14 protein-coding genes and 2 tRNA genes are annotated in these 16,229 nt (G+C 71.2%); 11 read left to right on the forward strand and 5 right to left on the reverse strand.

Annotated features, from left to right (window positions below):
- Together EF879_RS25585 and EF879_RS25590 are read left to right on the forward strand one after the other, a co-directional pair.
- Positions 1-1,098, forward strand: a complete 1,098-nt coding sequence (locus EF879_RS25585) for an ABC transporter ATP-binding protein (RefSeq protein WP_123562987.1) — start codon at positions 1-3, stop codon at positions 1,096-1,098.
- Positions 1,095-2,024 carry a dihydrodipicolinate synthase family protein gene (locus EF879_RS25590; RefSeq protein WP_123562989.1) on the forward strand — a complete coding sequence of 310 codons (930 nt, stop codon included), beginning with the start codon at positions 1,095-1,097 and terminating at the stop codon, positions 2,022-2,024. The genes EF879_RS25585 and EF879_RS25590 overlap by 4 nt, the downstream gene beginning before the upstream one ends.
- A gap of 55 nt (positions 2,025-2,079) precedes the next feature.
- Here the strand turns inward: EF879_RS25590 and EF879_RS25595 are convergent, their stop codons facing one another.
- On the reverse strand, positions 2,080-3,051 hold the full coding sequence (locus EF879_RS25595; protein WP_123562991.1) for an acetylxylan esterase: 972 nt from the start codon (positions 3,049-3,051) through the stop codon (positions 2,080-2,082).
- Positions 3,052-3,503: 452 nt separating this feature from the next.
- Positions 3,504-4,196: a FadR/GntR family transcriptional regulator gene (locus EF879_RS25600; RefSeq protein ID WP_123562993.1), complete on the reverse strand. Its 693-nt coding sequence runs from the start codon at positions 4,194-4,196 to the stop codon at positions 3,504-3,506.
- Positions 4,197-4,415: 219 nt separating this feature from the next.
- Here EF879_RS25600 and EF879_RS25605 point away from each other — a divergent pair, with 219 nt between their 5' ends.
- Positions 4,416-6,443, forward strand: coding sequence for a beta-galactosidase (locus tag EF879_RS25605; protein ID WP_233604754.1), 2,028 nt, complete (start codon positions 4,416-4,418; stop codon positions 6,441-6,443).
- A 103-nt stretch (positions 6,444-6,546) separates the two neighbouring features.
- Here the strand turns inward: EF879_RS25605 and EF879_RS25610 are convergent, their stop codons facing one another.
- The gene (locus tag EF879_RS25610; protein ID WP_123562995.1) at positions 6,547-7,785 is read right to left on the reverse strand and encodes an exo-alpha-sialidase; all 1,239 of its coding nucleotides are present in this window, start codon (positions 7,783-7,785) and stop codon (positions 6,547-6,549) included.
- A 396-nt stretch (positions 7,786-8,181) separates the two neighbouring features.
- On the opposite strand from EF879_RS25610, the gene EF879_RS25615 reads away from it, so the two are divergent.
- A complete protein-coding gene (locus EF879_RS25615) occupies positions 8,182-8,724 on the forward strand; it encodes a GNAT family N-acetyltransferase (protein ID WP_123562997.1) in 543 nt (180 codons plus the stop codon).
- A gap of 172 nt (positions 8,725-8,896) precedes the next feature.
- Positions 8,897-9,478, forward strand: coding sequence for an adenylyltransferase/cytidyltransferase family protein (locus tag EF879_RS25620; protein ID WP_148086554.1), 582 nt, complete (start codon positions 8,897-8,899; stop codon positions 9,476-9,478).
- Positions 9,479-9,744: 266 nt separating this feature from the next.
- Here EF879_RS25620 and EF879_RS25625 read toward each other — a convergent pair.
- Positions 9,745-9,815 (reverse strand) — tRNA-Gly (locus EF879_RS25625).
- 250 nt (positions 9,816-10,065) lie between these two features.
- On the opposite strand from EF879_RS25625, the gene EF879_RS25630 reads away from it, so the two are divergent.
- The 6 genes from EF879_RS25630 to EF879_RS25655 all read left to right on the forward strand — a co-directional run bounded on the left by EF879_RS25630 (position 10,066) and on the right by EF879_RS25655 (position 15,500).
- Positions 10,066-10,139: transfer RNA gene (locus EF879_RS25630), tRNA-Pro, on the forward strand.
- A 125-nt stretch (positions 10,140-10,264) separates the two neighbouring features.
- Complete coding sequence (gene tig, locus EF879_RS25635) at positions 10,265-11,608, forward strand: trigger factor (protein WP_158624293.1); 1,344 nt, start codon at positions 10,265-10,267, stop codon at positions 11,606-11,608.
- A 194-nt stretch (positions 11,609-11,802) separates the two neighbouring features.
- On the forward strand, positions 11,803-12,423 hold the full coding sequence (locus EF879_RS25640) for an ATP-dependent Clp protease proteolytic subunit (RefSeq protein ID WP_123563003.1): 621 nt from the start codon (positions 11,803-11,805) through the stop codon (positions 12,421-12,423).
- A gap of 11 nt (positions 12,424-12,434) precedes the next feature.
- A complete protein-coding gene (locus EF879_RS25645; protein WP_123563005.1) occupies positions 12,435-13,100 on the forward strand; it encodes an ATP-dependent Clp protease proteolytic subunit in 666 nt (221 codons plus the stop codon).
- A 214-nt stretch (positions 13,101-13,314) separates the two neighbouring features.
- A complete protein-coding gene (gene clpX / locus EF879_RS25650) occupies positions 13,315-14,604 on the forward strand; it encodes an ATP-dependent Clp protease ATP-binding subunit ClpX (protein WP_123563007.1) in 1,290 nt (429 codons plus the stop codon).
- 98 nt (positions 14,605-14,702) lie between these two features.
- Positions 14,703-15,500 carry a carbon-nitrogen hydrolase family protein gene (locus tag EF879_RS25655; protein ID WP_123563009.1) on the forward strand — a complete coding sequence of 266 codons (798 nt, stop codon included), beginning with the start codon at positions 14,703-14,705 and terminating at the stop codon, positions 15,498-15,500.
- An 11-nt stretch (positions 15,501-15,511) separates the two neighbouring features.
- Here EF879_RS25655 and EF879_RS25660 read toward each other — a convergent pair whose 3' ends face one another.
- The gene (locus EF879_RS25660; protein ID WP_123563011.1) at positions 15,512-15,733 is read right to left on the reverse strand and encodes a hypothetical protein; all 222 of its coding nucleotides are present in this window, start codon (positions 15,731-15,733) and stop codon (positions 15,512-15,514) included.
- Positions 15,734-16,229: the final 496 nt, after the last annotated feature.

Here is a 16,229-nt window from a genome sequence, read left to right on the forward strand (position 1 = left end):
ATGGTGTCGACCGACGTGGCGGTGACCGCCAGGGAGACCGGGCGCGACGGTCTGCTCCGCCTCGACGACGTGCACGTGGTGCACCGGGCCCGCTCCGGCGGGCTCTTCCGGCGGGACCGGGTGTACGCGCTCACCGGGGCCGACCTGACCATCACCGCCGGTGAGACCGTCGGGGTGGTCGGAGAGTCCGGGTGTGGCAAGTCCACCCTGGCCCGGGTCCTGGTCGGGCTGCAACGCCCGACCGCCGGTGTGGTGTCGTTCCGGGGCGAGAATCTCTGGGCGATGCCGGCCTCCCGGCGGCGCGGGCTGCTCGGGTCGCGCGTCGGCATGGTCTTCCAGGACCCGTCGACCGCGTTGAACCGTCGGCTGCCCATTCGGCAGATCCTGCGTGATCCGCTCGACGTGCACCGGCGCGGCACCGCCGCCGCGCGCAACCAGCGGGTACGCGAGCTGTTGGCCCTGGTCGGCCTGCCGGCCAGCGTCGCCGACCTGCTGCCCAGCCAGGTCTCCGGTGGCCAGCGTCAGCGGGTGGCGATCGCCCGGGCGCTGGCGCTGGAGCCGGAGCTGCTCGTCGCCGACGAGCCGACCAGCGCGCTGGACGTCTCGGTCCGGGCCCAGATCCTCAACCTGCTGCTGGACCTGAAGGAACGGCTCAACCTGGCCCTGGTCTTCGTGTCGCACGACATCCAGACCGTCCGCCGGATGAGCGACCGCGTCGTGACCATGTACCTGGGCCGGATCGTCGAGCAGATCCCGGCGGCCGCGGTACCGGGGCGGGCCCGGCACCCGTACACCCGGGCGCTCTTCTCCGCCACCCCCGGCCTGCTCTCGCCGATCGACCCGATCCCGCTGGTCGGGCCGGTGCCCTCGGCGACCCGGCCGCCGAGCGGCTGCCCGTTCCGCACCCGGTGCTGGCGGGCCGACGAGGTCTGCGCCCGGGAGCTGCCGCCGGCGGTCCCGGTTGACGCGCCCGCCGGTCCGGACCGCGACGGCGCGGATCCCGCCCCCACCGCCGCCCATCTGTTCCGTTGCCATCACCCGATCGGCGACGGGGTCACCAACCAGGAACTCATCAGTCAAGCCCAGGAGCGCTCATGACCCTCGCCCCGCTGAGTGGCGTCATCCCACCGGTGTGCACTCCGCTGACCCCCGACTACGAGGTCGACACCGGTTCGCTGACCCGGCTCGTGGACCATCTGCTCGACGGCGGGGTGGACGCGCTGTTCGTGCTCGGCTCCACCTCCGAGGTGGCGTTCCTGCCGGACGGGCATCGGCGGGTCGTGTTGGAGACCGTGGTCGGGCACGTGGCCGGCCAGGTGCCGGTGCTCGCCGGGGTGATCGACATGACGACGCTGCGGGTCCTCGAGCACGCCCGGGTCGCGGCCGAGGTCGGCGTGGACGGGATCGTGGCGACGGCGCCGTTCTACGCCCGCACCCACCCGGTCGAGATCGCCGGGCACTTCCGGACGGTCGCGCAGCGGTCCGGTCTGCCGCTGTACGCGTACGACCTGCCGATCTCGGTGCACAGTAAGCTCGGCGCCGACCTGGTGCTCGAACTCGCCGCCGAGGGTGTCCTCACCGGACTGAAGGACTCCAGCGGCGACGAGGGCGGGCTGCGTAGCGTGATCCTCGGTCGGCGGGAGCGGCTGGCCGACCGTTCGTTCGCCGTGCTGACCGGCGGCGAGCTGACGGTGGACTCCGCGCTCTGGATGGGGGCCGACGGCGTCGTGCCGGGACTCGGCAACGTCGACCCGCACGGCTACACGCGGCTGTGTCGGGCGGCGGCGAACGGCGACTGGCCGACCGCCCGGGCCGAGCAGGAGCGTCTGGTCCGGCTCTTCGAGTTCGTCCGGGTGGGCGGCACCCGGATGGGCGGCAGCTCGTCCGCGTTGGGTGCCTTCAAGGCCGCCCTCCACCTGCGGGGGATCATCGATCACCCGACCACGGCGGCACCGCAGACTCCGCTCAACGCCGAGGAGATCGCGCAGGTCGGCAAGTATCTGGCCGCCGCGGGCCTGCTCTGAGGGCGGCCGGGTCTGCGCCGCGGGCCGGCGCAGACCCGGCGGCCGGTGGGCCCGCTCAGCCGAGGAGTCGGCGCAGCAGGTCGGCCTGGCGGGGGAACTGCCACCCCGCGCCGCCCTCGTGCCCGTTGTACGGCCACACCACGATGTCCTTGTCCGCGCCGGCGTAGTGGTTGTAGGCGGCGAAGACCGTCGACGGCGGGCAGACCGCGTCCATCAGCGCGACGGAGAAGAGCGCCGGGGCGGTGGCCCGGCTGGCGAAGTTGACCCCGTCGAAGTAGCTCAGCGTCCGGAACACCGGATCGACGTCGCCCCGGTGCGTCTTCAGGTACGTCACCAGTTCCTGGTACGGCATGGCGTCGGTGATCTCGGTGGCCCGCCGGTAGTGGCAGAGGAACGGTACGTCGGGCAGCACGGCGGCGAGCCCGTCCACCAAACCGGCGACCGCGAGGGTGATACCGCCGCCCTGGCTGACACCGGTCACCACCACCCGGTCCGGGTCCACCCGGGGGTGTGCCCGCGCAGTGTCGACGGCCCGGACCGCGTCGGTGAAGACCCGCCGGTAGTAGTAGGTTTCCGGATCGGTGATCCCCCGGGTCATGAAGCCCGGGGTCTGCGGCCCGCCGACCGGGTCCGGATCCGGGGTGTCGCCCACCAGGTAGCCGTTGCTGCCCTGCCCCCGGGTGTCCATCACCAGGTGGGCGTAGCCGGCGGCGCTCCAGGTCAGCCACTCGTGCGGCAGGCCGCGGCCGCCGCCGTACCCGATGTAGTTCACCACGCAGGGGAGCCGGCCGTCCCGGTGCGCCGGGAGGAGGAACCAGCCGCGGATCGGCTGGCCGGCGTACCCGGAGAAGGTGACGTCGTAGACCTCCACGGTGGAGAGTCCGGCGTCGTACGGCACGAAGTGTGCCGGGGTGGCGGCCTCCCGCGCCTGCCGCAGCGTGGTGGCCCAGAAGTCGTCGAAGTCGGCGGGTTCGTTTCGATCCGGACGGTATTCCCGCAACCGCTCCAGTGGCCAGTCGACAAGCATGCCCGTTCCCTTCCCTGTGGCATCCGGCATGGTCGCCCGACCGGCCTCCGGCGCCGCGCCGGTGCCGCCGTCCGGGCGCCGCCGTCCCTGCTGCCCTTGACTCTCGCTCTCGACCTCGTCGTCGATGTCGCCGCCCGCGGTCGCTCAGCCGAGGTCGCCGGACGCGTCGGCACCCGACCCAACCTCCGGCGACGATCGCATGATCAAGCCACGGCGTCGACTGCTCAGCGTACGGCGTTCGGCGGCGGTCGGCGTCCACGCTTCTCGTCGATGGGCAGCCCACGGACGGGCGGCGGATGTCCAGACCGATCGCGGGGGCGTGCCGGTCCGGGCCGGGGTCCGAGCCGGCCTGTCGCCTCGAAACCGAGAACGTGGAGCGCGGGCTCTCCGACACCGTCCGTACCAGCGCGGGCGGCGGCGGACATCCTATGTCGGACGTAGGAGGTATGGCGTCAGTCTGCGGCCGGCGGGTCGGTCGCGGCGTCCGCGCGGGCGATCCGCGCCTTGACGTCGTGGAAGTGCAGCCGCATCGCCTCCTGCGCGCCCCGGCTGTCCCGGGCGCGCAGCGCCTCGACGATCCGCCGGTGGTTGGCGACGATGTCCGCGGCCCGGCCCTCCGGGGGGTCCAGGGCCGCCCCGACCTCGTGGTAGACGTCCCAGAACAGGCCGATGAGCTGGAGCACCAGCTCGTTGCCGCAGGACTCGTAGAGCAGCGAGTGGAAGGCGCGGTCGGCCTCCCGGTCCCGCTCCATCGCGGTGACCAGGGCGTCCAGCGCGGCGAGCCGGGGTTCGCTGACCGTCTTCGCCACCTCGCCGATCAGCCCCACCTCCAGCAGCTCCCGGACCTCCACCAGGTCCTGCAGGGCCCGCACCCCCCGGTCGGCGCGGGAGCGGACCCGGAAGGTCAGGGACGGGCTGAGGACGTCGAGCGGCGCGTGTCCGACGAAGGTGCCGTAGCCGTGCCGGATCTCGACGATGCCGAGCGCCTGGAGGGCCCGGACCGCCTCCCGCACGCTGTTCCGGCTCGCCCCGAGCAGATCCATCAGCTGGGGCTCGGTCGGCATGGCGGCGCCGGGCGCGAGTCGACGCTCGTGGATCAGGTCGACGATCCGTTCCTGTAGCGTCGCCCCGGTACGTGTGCGCATCGGTCCTCCAGCTCCGATGGTCCGTCGGCCCATAACATCCCATGTCATCGCCGCCGTGGTGTCAGGCGGTCACCGAGAATTTACCGCGCGGCGTACCTTGACGCCGATCCGAGCCCCGCCATAGGGTCCCGCACACGGCGGACGTCCCATGTCCTAATGGTTCGACTTGCCCCTGTTGGTAACCACCGCCCGCGCAATCCCGGAAAGGACGGTCGGCGCATGACCATGCCGAGAATCATGTTCGGTGGGGATTACAACCCGGAGCAATGGCCCGAAGAGGTCTGGGCCGAGGATATGAGGCTGATGACCGAGGCCGGCGTCTCCCTCGTCTCGGTCGGCATCTTCGCCTGGTCGCGGGTGGAGCCCCGCCCGGGGGAGTACGACTTCGACTGGTTCGACCGGGTCATGGACAACCTGGCCGAGGCGGGGATCGGCGCCAGCCTCGCCACCATGACCGCCTCCCCGCCGCCGTGGCTGTCCCGACGCCACCCCGAGGTGCTGCCGGAGCGCGCCGACGGCACCCGGCTCTGGCCCGGCGCCCGCCAGCACTACTGCCCGTCCAGCCCGATCTACCGTGAGTACGCCACGCGGCTGGTCGAGCAGGTCGCCACCCGGTACGCCAACCACCCCGCGCTGCGGCTGTGGCACGTCGGCAACGAGTACGGCTGCCACGTCCGGGCCTGCTACTGCGACGTGTCGGCGGCGGACTTCCGGCGCTGGCTCCAGGAGCGCTACGGCGACATCGAGACGCTCAACGCCGCCTGGTCGACGACGTTCTGGTCGCAGCGCTACGCCGACTGGGACGAGATCATGCCGCCGCGTACCGCCCCGACCTTCGGCAACCCGGCGCAGGAGCTGGACTTCGCCCGGTTCAGCGACGCCGCGATCCGCGCCTGCTACCTGGCCGAACGCGACATCCTGCGCCAGATCACCCCGCACGTGCCGGTCACCACGAACTTCATCGGCCTGGCGCACAAGCCGATCGACTCCTTCCGCTGGGCGGCCGAGCAGGACGTGGTCAGCCTGGACAGCTATCCGGACCCGTTCGAGCCGTGGGCGCACGTGGCCGCGGCCTTCGGCTACGACCTGGTCCGGTCCGCCCGCTCCGGGCAGCCGTGGCTGTTGATGGAGCAGGCACCGAGCGCGGTCAACTGGCGGGAGCGCAACGCGCCGAAGCCGCCCGGGCTGATGCGGCTGTGGAGCTGGCAGGCGGTGGCCCAGGGCGCCGACGCGGTGCTCTTCTTCCAGTGGCGGCAGTCGGTCGGCGGCGCCGAGAAGTTCCACTCGGCGATGGTGCCGCACGGCGGCGCCCGGACCCGTACCCACCAGGAGATCCGGGCCCTCGGCCGCGAGCTGGCCGGGGCGGCCGAGCTCGCCGGCACCCGGGTCCGCGCCGACGTCGCGGTGCTGCACGACTGGGAGAACTGGTGGGCGCTCGAGTCCGACGCCCATCCGGCGACGCTGGACCTGCTCGAGACCCACCTCGTCCACTACTGGCCGCTGTTCGACGCGGGCCTGACCTGCGACGTCGTGCCTCCGACGGCGGATCTCGCCGGCTACCGACTGGTGGTGGTGCCGAACCTCTACCTGATGTCCGCGGCCACCGCCGACGCGCTCCGCCGGTACGTCTCGGCCGGGGGACACCTGGTGGTGTCATTCTTCACCGGCATCGTCGACGAGCACGACCGCGTTCACCCGGGCGGGTACCCCGCGCCGCTGCGCGACGTCCTGGGGCTGCGGATCGACGAGTTCTGGCCGCTGCCGGAGGGCGCGACCGTGGAGCTCGATCACGCGGGACGGCGGTGGACCGGGACGGTGTGGTCGGAGTGGCTGGATGTGGAGGGCGCCGAGGTGGTCGCCACCTTCGCGGCCGGCCCGGCGACCCACCCGCTCGCCGCCGAGCTGGCGGGACGGCCGGCGGTGACCCGCCACCGGTACGGCGACGGCGTCGCCTGGTACCTGGCGACCCGGCCGGAACCGGCGCTGATGCGCGAGCTGCTGGACCGGGCCGCCGCCGAGGCCGGGGTGGCGCCGGTGCTGCCCGGCCTCCCCGACCACGTGCAGGCGGTGGTACGCCACGGCGCCGACCGGGCCTACCTGTTCCTGCTCAACCACGGGGCCGAGGCGGTGACCGTACCGGTGCCGACACCGGCGGTGAACCTGCTCGGCGACCGGGAGCGGCCCGTCACCGAGGTCACGCTCCCGCCCCGGGGTGTCGCGGTGCTCCGTACCGAGACGGCCGGCTGACGGCTCGCCCCGGCGGGGGGCGGCCCGCCGGACGGGTACGGGCGCGGGTCCGGCCGGCTAGTCCCGGCGCGGACCCGCGCCCGTCACCTCGACCCGGGGCGCCTCACCTCAGGTCGCGGACCGGCACCCGCCGGAAGGTGATGGTCTCGTACGGGCCGAAGTTGCCGGTCTCGTAGAGGACCCCGACCGTGTCGCGGTCGAGCTGGACGAGGTCGGAGTAGCCGGCCGGCAGGCCGGAGAGCGCCAGCGACGGCCGCCAGGTCGCGCCCTCGTCGGTGCTGACCCGCAGCGTCAGCGCGGCCCGGGCCGCCGGGTCGGCCGGCCCCGAGTAGAGCAGCGGCGCGTCGGGGGCGCCGCCGAGCTGGAGCACGCTGCCCTGGACGACCGGTCCGACGATGGTGGCCTGCGGGCGGAACGGCAGCTGCAGGTTCTGTCCGCCGTCGACGCTGTACGCGTCCGCCCGGTTGCCCGGCGCGCTGCCGTTGTGTTCCCGGGTGTTGAGGTAGAGCCGGCCGTCCGGGAGCTCGGTCAGCGTGGTCTCGTTGACGTTCACCACCCCGTCGGGGTTGTCGTCGACGTACCCGATCCGCCAGGTCTGGCCGTCGTCGTCGCTGTAGAGGCTGTGCCCGCCGTAGTACCGCGCCTCGGTGCCGAGGTCGGGGGAGCCGGCGGGCGGGGCGATCGAGTGGTTGGCCGGTACCACCAGCCGGCCGCGGTGCGGTCCCCGGGTCAGCCGGACGGCGTGGCCGGGCCCGGTGGCGTACCAGCGCCAGTTCGCCGCCTTGGCCGAGTCGGTGATCTCGCGCGGCGCCGTCCAGGTCGCGCCCTCGTCGTCGCTGTACTGGACGAAGACCCGCCGGCTCTGCTCGGGCGGGACCTCGCCGCGCATGATGGCGCTCTCGGTGGCGGTCCCACCGTTGTACGTCGTCAGCAACACCACCCGGCCGGTCGCGGTGACCACCGGGGCCGGGTTGCCGGAGGTGTTCGCTCCACTGTCGTGCACCACCTGGAGCGGGCCCCAGGTGCAGCCGCCGTCGGTGGAGCGCTTCAGCACCGTGTCGATGTTGCCGGCGTCGCCGAGTCCGCTCTGCCGGCCCTCGGCGAAGGCGAGCAGGGTGCCGGACCGGGTGGCCACCACCGCCGGGATCCGGAAGCCGGTGTAGCCCTCGGTACCGGAGGTGAACGGGACGGAGCTGGTGCACCGGGCGGGGCGGCCGGTCGAGGCGGGTTCGGCGGCGACGGACGGGGCGTTCGCCGCGGCCAGGGTCGCCACCAGCGCGGCACCGCCGAGGGCGACCGCGGGGCGGAGCACGCGGGTCGGGGTTGTCTTCGGTGTGGACATGACACCTTCTCTCGGTGGGGGTTCGACGTCCCGCCGGGGTCGACGCGGTGGGGGCCGGCGTCCCCGCTCGCCCGGCGGGGTGGGGTGGAGCGACGGCCGCCACCGGACGAGGAATTAGGACATGGGACGTCCTCTGTTTTGCCTGGGCACATTAACGACGGGTGATGAGCACGTCAAGGCGTGAAAGTGCTGCGATGGGCGCCCTTCCAGGGGCACTGTCGGTGGTGGAGCACGCGCCCGGTCCCGCCCGGACATGGGTTGTCCTAGCGTGATCCGCCCCTACGCCCGAGCGGCGTGGCGGTCGGCCGGACCGCCTACCGGGCGTACCGGCGCTATCCTCGCGCTGTGCCCCGGCCAGCGGGGTCCCCGGCCACCGGGCGGTGCTGTGGAGGAGCCATGACCCTGACGAGTCGGCTCGCCCGCCTCGACGACGTACCGGTGCTGCTGCCGCTGATCGACGCCGCCATCACCGAGCTGCAGAAGGGCTTTCTCGACGAGGCCCAGATCGCCGCGAGTCGGGCCATCATGGGCATCGACACGCAGCTCATCGAGGACGGGACCTACTACGTCGCCGAATGGGACGGCACCGTCGTCGGCTGCGGTGGCTGGAGCCGCCGGGCCACCCTGTACGGTGGCGACCACTCCCGGGGTCGGGACCCCGCGCTGCTGGACCCGGCCCGGGATCCGGCCCGGATCCGGGCGATGTACACCCACCCCCGGTTCGCCCGCCGGGGCGTCGGCCGGCTGATCCTCGCCCGCTGCGAGGCCGCCGCCCACGCCGAGGGGTTCACCTCGGTCGAACTCATGGCGACCCTTGCCGGCCGGCCCCTCTACGAGGCCGCCGGATTCGAGCCGGTCGCGCACGTCGCGGACGCGGCCGGCGGCGTCCCCGTCCCGCTGGTCCGGATGCGGAAGTCGATCGCCACCCCGGCCTGTTGACCCGGCCGGATCGCGGCGCCCCCGGTCGACGGCTCCGGTGGGAGACCGGACGGCGCGACCCGAGCGGGTGGAAGGCCGGCTCGGCGCCTGGGACGATGGATCGAAGCTGTTCGAAGGCGAGTCACCGGGTCCGGTCGGACGGCCGGATCCCGCGACCGAGAGGCGGCACCGCATGAGCGTGCGGCGACCGTACGGCATCGTCCTGGGGCGCTTCCAGCCCGTGCACCTCGGCCACGCCGAGTACCTGCGGGCGGCCCGGCGGCGCTGCACCCGGCTCGTCATCGGCATCACCAACCCGGATCTCGCCGCGCTGCGCGCGACCGCCGAGGACCCGGCCCGGTCGATGGCGTGGAACAACCCCTTCACCTATTACCAGCGGACGATGATGGTGGAGGCCGCCTGCGCGGACGAGGGCTGGACGCCCGGCGACTACCTCGTCGTCCCGGCACCCGTCAACGAGCCCGACCGCCTTGGCCAGTACCTGCCGCCACCCGACGAGGCGACCGTGTTCGTCACCATCTACGACGAGTGGGGAGAGACGAAGAAGCGCAGACTGGAGGCGCTCGGCTATTCGGTCGAGACGCTGTGGCGGCGCACCATGGCCGAACGCGTCACCTCCGGCACCGAGATCAGGGCGGCGCTGCGGGCCGGCTCGGCCCGGTGGCGCCGCCACGTCTCGCCCCGGGTCGTCCCGCTGCTCGAGGCGTACGCCCGGGACCTGACCGACCGGCGCCACACCGGGCAGAATCCGTGACCGAATGTCGGACTATGACCGATATCACACGCTGAAGTGCCGACGGCCTGTGTCGTCCGGGTCCTCGCCCGCGCCCCGATGCGCGGTGGCGACCACCGTCGTGGGGCTGCCGGCGGCGGCCCGGCGGAGGGGAAGACCCGGAGGGTGACCCGGGGTGGCACTTCGCGCGCTGCCGGCACGCGACTGGCACCCAAGATCGATCGAGGCCGGAGACAGAGCGGCCCAGGTGCGGCGATCACGCCACTGACCTGGGCGGAGGGGTCCAGAGCGGGCGACGGGAATCGAACCCGCACCGTCAGTTTGGAAGACTGAAGCTCTGCCATTGAGCTACGCCCGCGCTCGCCCCGGTCGCCCCGGGACGCGTCAGATAGCGTAGCCAATCACCCGGCCGGGTGGGTACCGGGATCCGCCGGCGGACGGGGTCGTCCGTGGGACGCGGCCGGCGCCAATCATGATCAACTTTCCGGTACGACGGACGGCGTGACCCGGCGTACGCCAGGATCGGCCGGGTCGGGTCGACACGGACCGGGCGGGCGGAGACCGGGCGGGCGCGACCCGGACGCGGAGGCATACACTCTTCCACGCCACGGGGTGTGGCGCAGCTTGGTAGCGCACTCGCTTTGGGAGCGAGGGGCCGTGGGTTCAAATCCCGCCACCCCGACTGTCGCTCGGCGGCGAGGCGTGCATGCCCACCCCGCGCCGCCGGGCACCCATGCCGGCTCGCCTACACTCGATGGGCTGAATCCGGCCCGAAATCAAGATCGAGATCCGTCGAGGAGTACGCCTGTGAAGAGCACCGTCGAGACTCTGAGCCCGACGCGCGTGCGGCTCGCCATCGAGGTGCCGTTCGTCGAGCTCGAGCCGAGCCTCAAGAAGGCGTACCGGGACATTGCCCAGCAGATCAACGTGCCCGGCTTCCGGCGCGGCAAGGTGCCGGCCGTCGTGATCGACCAGCGGCTCGGGCGCGGCACGGTGCTCAACGAGGCAGTCCAGAACGCCATTCCGGAGAACTTTCTGGCCGCGGTCCGGGAGCACGACGTCAAGACCCTGGGCCGGCCCGAGGTGGAGATCACCGAGTTCAGCGACGGCGACACGCTCAAGTTCACCGCCGAGGTCGACGTCCGCCCCCAGATCACGGTTCCCGACCTCTCCACGGTCGAGGTGACCGTCGACGAGCTGCAGATCGACGACAGCGAGGTCGACACCCAGGTCAGCAACCTGCGGGAGCGGTTCGCCACGCTGAAGACGGTCGAGCGGCCAGCCCGGGAGGGCGACTACGTGCAGATCGACCTGGCGGCGACGGTCGACGGCGAGGCGGTTCCGGGGGGTTCGGCCACCAACATCTCGCACGAGGTCGGGAGCAAGCAGCTCCTGCCGGGGCTGGACGAGGTCCTGGTCGGCCTCTCCGCCGGCGAGTCGAAGACCTTCGTCACCCAGCTGGTCGGGGGAGAGTTCGCCGGCCGGGACGCCGACGTGTCGGTGACGGTCCGCACCGTCAAGGAGAAGGAGCTCCCGGCCCTGGACGACGAGTTCGCCCAGCTCGCGAGCGAGTTCGACACCCTGGAGGAGCTCCGCGACGACGTACGGGAGCGGATCACCCGGTCCAAGCGGCTCGAGCAGATCTACGCGGCCCGGGACAAGGCCCTGGAGCAGCTCGTCGCGGCCGCCGAGGTGCCGGCGCCCGAGGGGGTCGTCCGGGACGAGGTCAAGCACCGCAAGCAGGCGATGGTCGACCAGCTCGAGCGGATCGGCACCTCGCTGGAGGAGTACCTCAGCACGGAGGGGAAGACCGAGGAGCAGATCGACGCCGAGCTGACCGAGGCGGCGACCCAGGGCGTCAAGATCCAGCTGCTGCTGGACACTGTGGCCGATGCCGAGGAGGTGCAGGTCACCGACGACGAGTTCGGCCACGAGATCGTCCACCGGGCCCGGCACGCCGCCATGCCGGCGCAGCAGTACTACGACCAGCTGGTCCGCGCCGGTACCGCCGTCGCCGTCTACGGCGACGTCCGTCGGGGCAAGGCGCTGGCGCTGATCATGGAGCGGATCAAGATCACCGACTCGGCGGGGAACCCCGTCAGCCTGGAAGAGATCCGGAAGGCGACCGGCGGCAACGACCAGGAAAGCTGACGCGGCCGGTCGGATGCGGTTCTGCCGGTCCGGATCCGACCAGCCGGTCTGCGGGCGTACGCCTGCCGTGGCATCTGCGCTGAGAGCGAACAGTGCCGGGACAGGGGCGTTCTGACCCTCGTCAGCGGTTAGTGTCGGGCCTAAGACGGCACGGAGAGCGAAGGGCTGCCATGACTGGTTCAGACTTCTCAGCTATGCCCATGCGGATCCTCGAGGCCCGCACGGGGGACGCGTTCGGTGGCAACCTTGACGACTCGGTTTACAACCGCCTGCTCAAGGAGCGGATCATCTTCCTGGGCAGCGAGGTGACCGATCAGGTCGCCAACCGCATCTGCGCACAGCTGCTGCTGCTCGCGGCGGAGGACCCCGACCGCGACATCAACCTGTGGATCAACTCGCCGGGTGGTTCGGTCTACTCGGGCATGGCGATCTACGACACCATGCAGTTCATCGACAACGACGTCTCGACCGTCGCGATGGGCATGGCGGCCTCCATGGGGCAGCTGCTGCTCTGCGCCGGCACCAAGGGCAAGCGGTACGCGCTGCCGCACGCCCGGATCATGATGCACCAGCCCTCCGGCGGTATGGGCGGTACGGCGTCCGACATCGCCATCCAGGCCGAGCAGATGCTCTACACGAAGCGGATGTTCCAGGAGCGGGTCGCCTTCCACACGGGTCAGACCCAGGAGCAGATCGAGGCCGACTCCGACCGGGACCGGTGGTTCACCGCGCAGGAGGCACTCGACTACGGCTTCATCGACAAGGTGATCACCGGGGCCGCGCAGGTTCCGGAAGGCGCCGGGACCCTGAACTGAGGAGCTTGACGATGACCGACCCGACCCTGCTGTCGTCCGGCTTCCAGCCGGTGCACAACCGGTACGTGCTCCCCTCCTTCGTCGAGCGCACGTCGTACGGCGTCAAGGAGTCGAACCCGTACAACAAGCTCTTCGAGGACCGGATCATCTTCCTCGGCGTCCAGATCGACGACGCGTCGGCCAACGACGTGATGGCCCAGCTGCTGACGCTCGAGGGGAGCGATCCGGACCGCGACATCATCATGTACATCAACTCGCCCGGCGGCTCCTTCACCGCCATGACGGCGATCTACGACACGATGCAGTACGTCCGCCCGGACATCCAGACCGTCTGCCTCGGGCAGGCGGCCAGCGCGGCCGCGGTGCTCCTCGCCGCCGGCACGCCCGGTAAGCGGATGGCGCTGCCGAGCTCCCGGATCATCATCCACCAGCCGGCCACCGAGGGCGGCTACGGTCAGGGCTCGGACATCGAGATCCAGGCCCGCGAGATCCTGCGGATGCGCTCGCAGCTGGAGGAGATGATCGCGCGGCACTCCAACCAGCCGATCGAGCGGGTCCGCAAGGACATCGACCGTGACAAGTTCATGACGGCCGAGGAGGCCCGGCAGTACGGGCTGGTCGACACCATCCTGACCAGCCGTAAGAAGGGCCTGCTCGCGGCCAACGCCGCGAGCTGATCAACCTGGGTCAGGGGCCGGTCCGAGGTTCACGCCACGGCCGGCCCCTGACACACCCGTTTTGGGGGTCGGAGAACCCTCGTGGAGCGGGTAACGTCGGTTCTGCACCGCCCATCGCCGGTCGGGACCGGCCGGCGAGGACAACCGACGGGGCGTACCGTCCGCAGGCCAGGGCCTTACACAGGGCCGGCCGATGAGCGCAGGGAGAACGTAGGTGGCACGGATCGGCGACGGCGGCGACCTACTCAAATGTTCCTTCTGCGGCAAGTCGCAGAAGCAGGTCAGGAAGCTCATCGCAGGGCCGGCGGTGTACATCTGCGACGAGTGCATCGACCTCTGCAACGAGATCATCGAAGAGGAGCTGGCCGAGTCCGGCGAGGTGAAGTGGGAAGAGCTTCCCAAGCCGATGGAGATCTGCCAGTTCCTCGACCAGTACGTCGTGGGGCAGGAGCAGGCCAAGAAGGCGCTGTCGGTCGCCGTCTACAACCACTACAAGCGGATCCAGGCGGAGGCCGCCGGGCACAGCTCCGGCGAGACGGTGGAACTGGCCAAGTCCAACATCCTGCTGATCGGCCCCACCGGGTGTGGCAAGACACACCTCGCCCAGACCCTGGCCCGGATGCTCAACGTCCCGTTCGCCATCGCCGACGCGACCGCGTTGACCGAGGCCGGCTACGTCGGGGAAGACGTCGAGAACATCCTCCTCAAGCTGATCCAGGCGGCCGACTACGACATCAAGCGGGCCGAGACCGGGATCATCTACATCGACGAGGTCGACAAGATCGCCCGGAAGTCGGAGAACCCGTCGATCACCCGGGACGTCTCGGGCGAGGGCGTACAGCAGGCGCTGCTCAAGATCCTGGAGGGTACGGTCGCGAACGTGCCGCCACAGGGCGGCCGTAAGCACCCGCACCAGGAATTCATCCAGATCGACACCACGAACGTCCTCTTCATCTGCGGTGGGGCCTTCGCCGGCCTCGACCAGATCATCGAGGCCCGTATCGGTCAGGGCGGTCTCGGCTTCGGCGCCCGCCTGCGCTCGGTCTCCGAACGGTCCACCGACGACATCTTCAGCCAGGTGATGCCGGAGGACATGCTTAAGTTCGGCCTGATCCCCGAGTTCATCGGCCGACTTCCGGTGATCACGAGCGTGCGGAGCCTCAACCGGGAGGCCCTGGTGCGGATCCTCACCGAACCGCGCAACGCCCTGGTCCGGCAGTACCAGCGCCTCTTCGAGCTCGACGGCGTGGAGCTGGAGTTCGAGCCGGCCGCCCTGGAGGCGATCGCCGACCAGGCGATGCTGCGGGGCACCGGTGCCCGTGGGCTCCGGGCCATTCTCGAGGAGGTTCTCCTCTCGGTGATGTACGAGGTGCCGAGCAACCCGAACGCCGCGCGGGTCCTGATCACCCGGGAGGTCGTGCTGGAGAACGTCTACCCGACGATCGTGCCGCGCGAGTTCACCGGGCGCCGGGCCCGGCGCGAGCGCGAGGAGAAGTCGGCCTGAGGAGCAGGCCGCGGGGAGGGCTCGCCCCCGACCGGGCGGGTCGCCGGGATCGGCGTCACGCTCTGGCCGGTTTCGTGTTCGCCCCGTAGGCTCGGCGCATGCGCGTCGCCGTGTGCCAGCTCAACTCCCGCGACGATCGGAAGGCCAATCTGGACGTCGCCGCCGGGTTGCTCGACAGAGCCGCGGCCGCCGGTGCCGACCTGGCCATCCTCCCCGAGTACGTCGACTACCTCGGTCCGGGTGAGGGGATGCCCGCTCCGGAGCCGACGGACGGGGAGTTCGCCGAGTTCTTCGCCGGGATCGCACGGCGACACCGGATGTGGGTGCACGCCGGCTCCTTCCACGAGATCGGGCCGGATCCCACGCACACGTACAACACCTCGTTGCTGTTCGACCGGGATGGCGGCCTCGCCGGGGTCTATCGCAAGATCCACCTGTACGACGTCGAGATCCCCGGCCGGGTCTCGTATCTGGAGTCACGGACCGTCGCCGCCGGCACCGAGCCGGTCGTGGTCGAGGTCGACGGGGTCCGGGTCGGCCTCTCGATCTGCTACGATCTCCGGTTCCCGGAGCTCTACCGCCACCTGGCCGTGGTGGGCGGGGCGCAGCTGCTGGTGGTGCCCGCCGCCTTCATGCTGCACACCGGCCGGGACCACTGGGAGGTGCTGCTGCGGGCCCGGGCGATCGAGAACCAGTGCTACGTGGCGGCGGCGGGGCAGATCGGTGATCATGAGCCGAACCGCACCTGCTTCGGGCGGAGCATGGTGATCGACCCGTGGGGCACCGTACTCGGGCAGGCTCCCGACACCGTCGGCACGGTCGTGGTCGACCTTGACCTCGACCGGCTGCGACAGATCCGTACCGAGCTGCCCAGCCTGGCGAACCGCCGGCTCTGAACCGGCCGCGCCTACTGCAACAACACCCCGAGGACGGCGAGGCCGACGATCGCCGAGGCGGTGACCAGCAGCCCCGTGGTCATCCGGGAGCGTCCCCGGCGGGCGAGGCGGCGGACCGAGGTGACGAGGGCGACCAGGACGAAGCCACCGATCACGAGTTGCCAGAAGGGCAGCAGGAGCGCGGAGAGGCTGTCCTGTGCCAGGACGTGGGTTCCGCTCGGTAACGCCGCCATGTCTGCCACTGTGGCACGCCCGGCGGGATCCGGCACCACCAAACCCGGCACGGGACCGGCTGGGGCAGCCGGAGATGTTTCGGGAGGGGAGCTCACGATCGCCGATTTGCGTCTCGGGGACGGGGAGCGTACCTTTCTACGTGCGAGCGGGACGCCGGACGGAAGGCCGGGCCGCGAGCCCCCGGGCTTGGGCATCAGATGCCGTACAAGACCGGGCATCTGGGTGGTGCGCTCAGCTGATGGTTTCAGCTTGAGTTCGCGAGACCAACCGGGTAAAGTACGCGAGGCTGGCAGGAGCCGGGCGGGAGCGTGGCAACGAGTCGCCGGCCGGTCTGCGGTCTCATCCCTGACGAAGTGACCACTGGTCAACCAGTGCGCGTCGGCATGGGGAAATCTCGGGCGATGCGAAGTCAGGCAGATAGCCTTGACGGCGCGGAGTCGACCGGGTAGTCTGGAGCAGTTGCCCCGGACGTCATCTCAGTAAGTGGGATGACGG

The sequence above is a fragment of the Micromonospora sp. HM5-17 genome, from assembly GCF_003762835.1.
GTDB lineage: Bacteria > Actinomycetota > Actinomycetes > Mycobacteriales > Micromonosporaceae > Plantactinospora.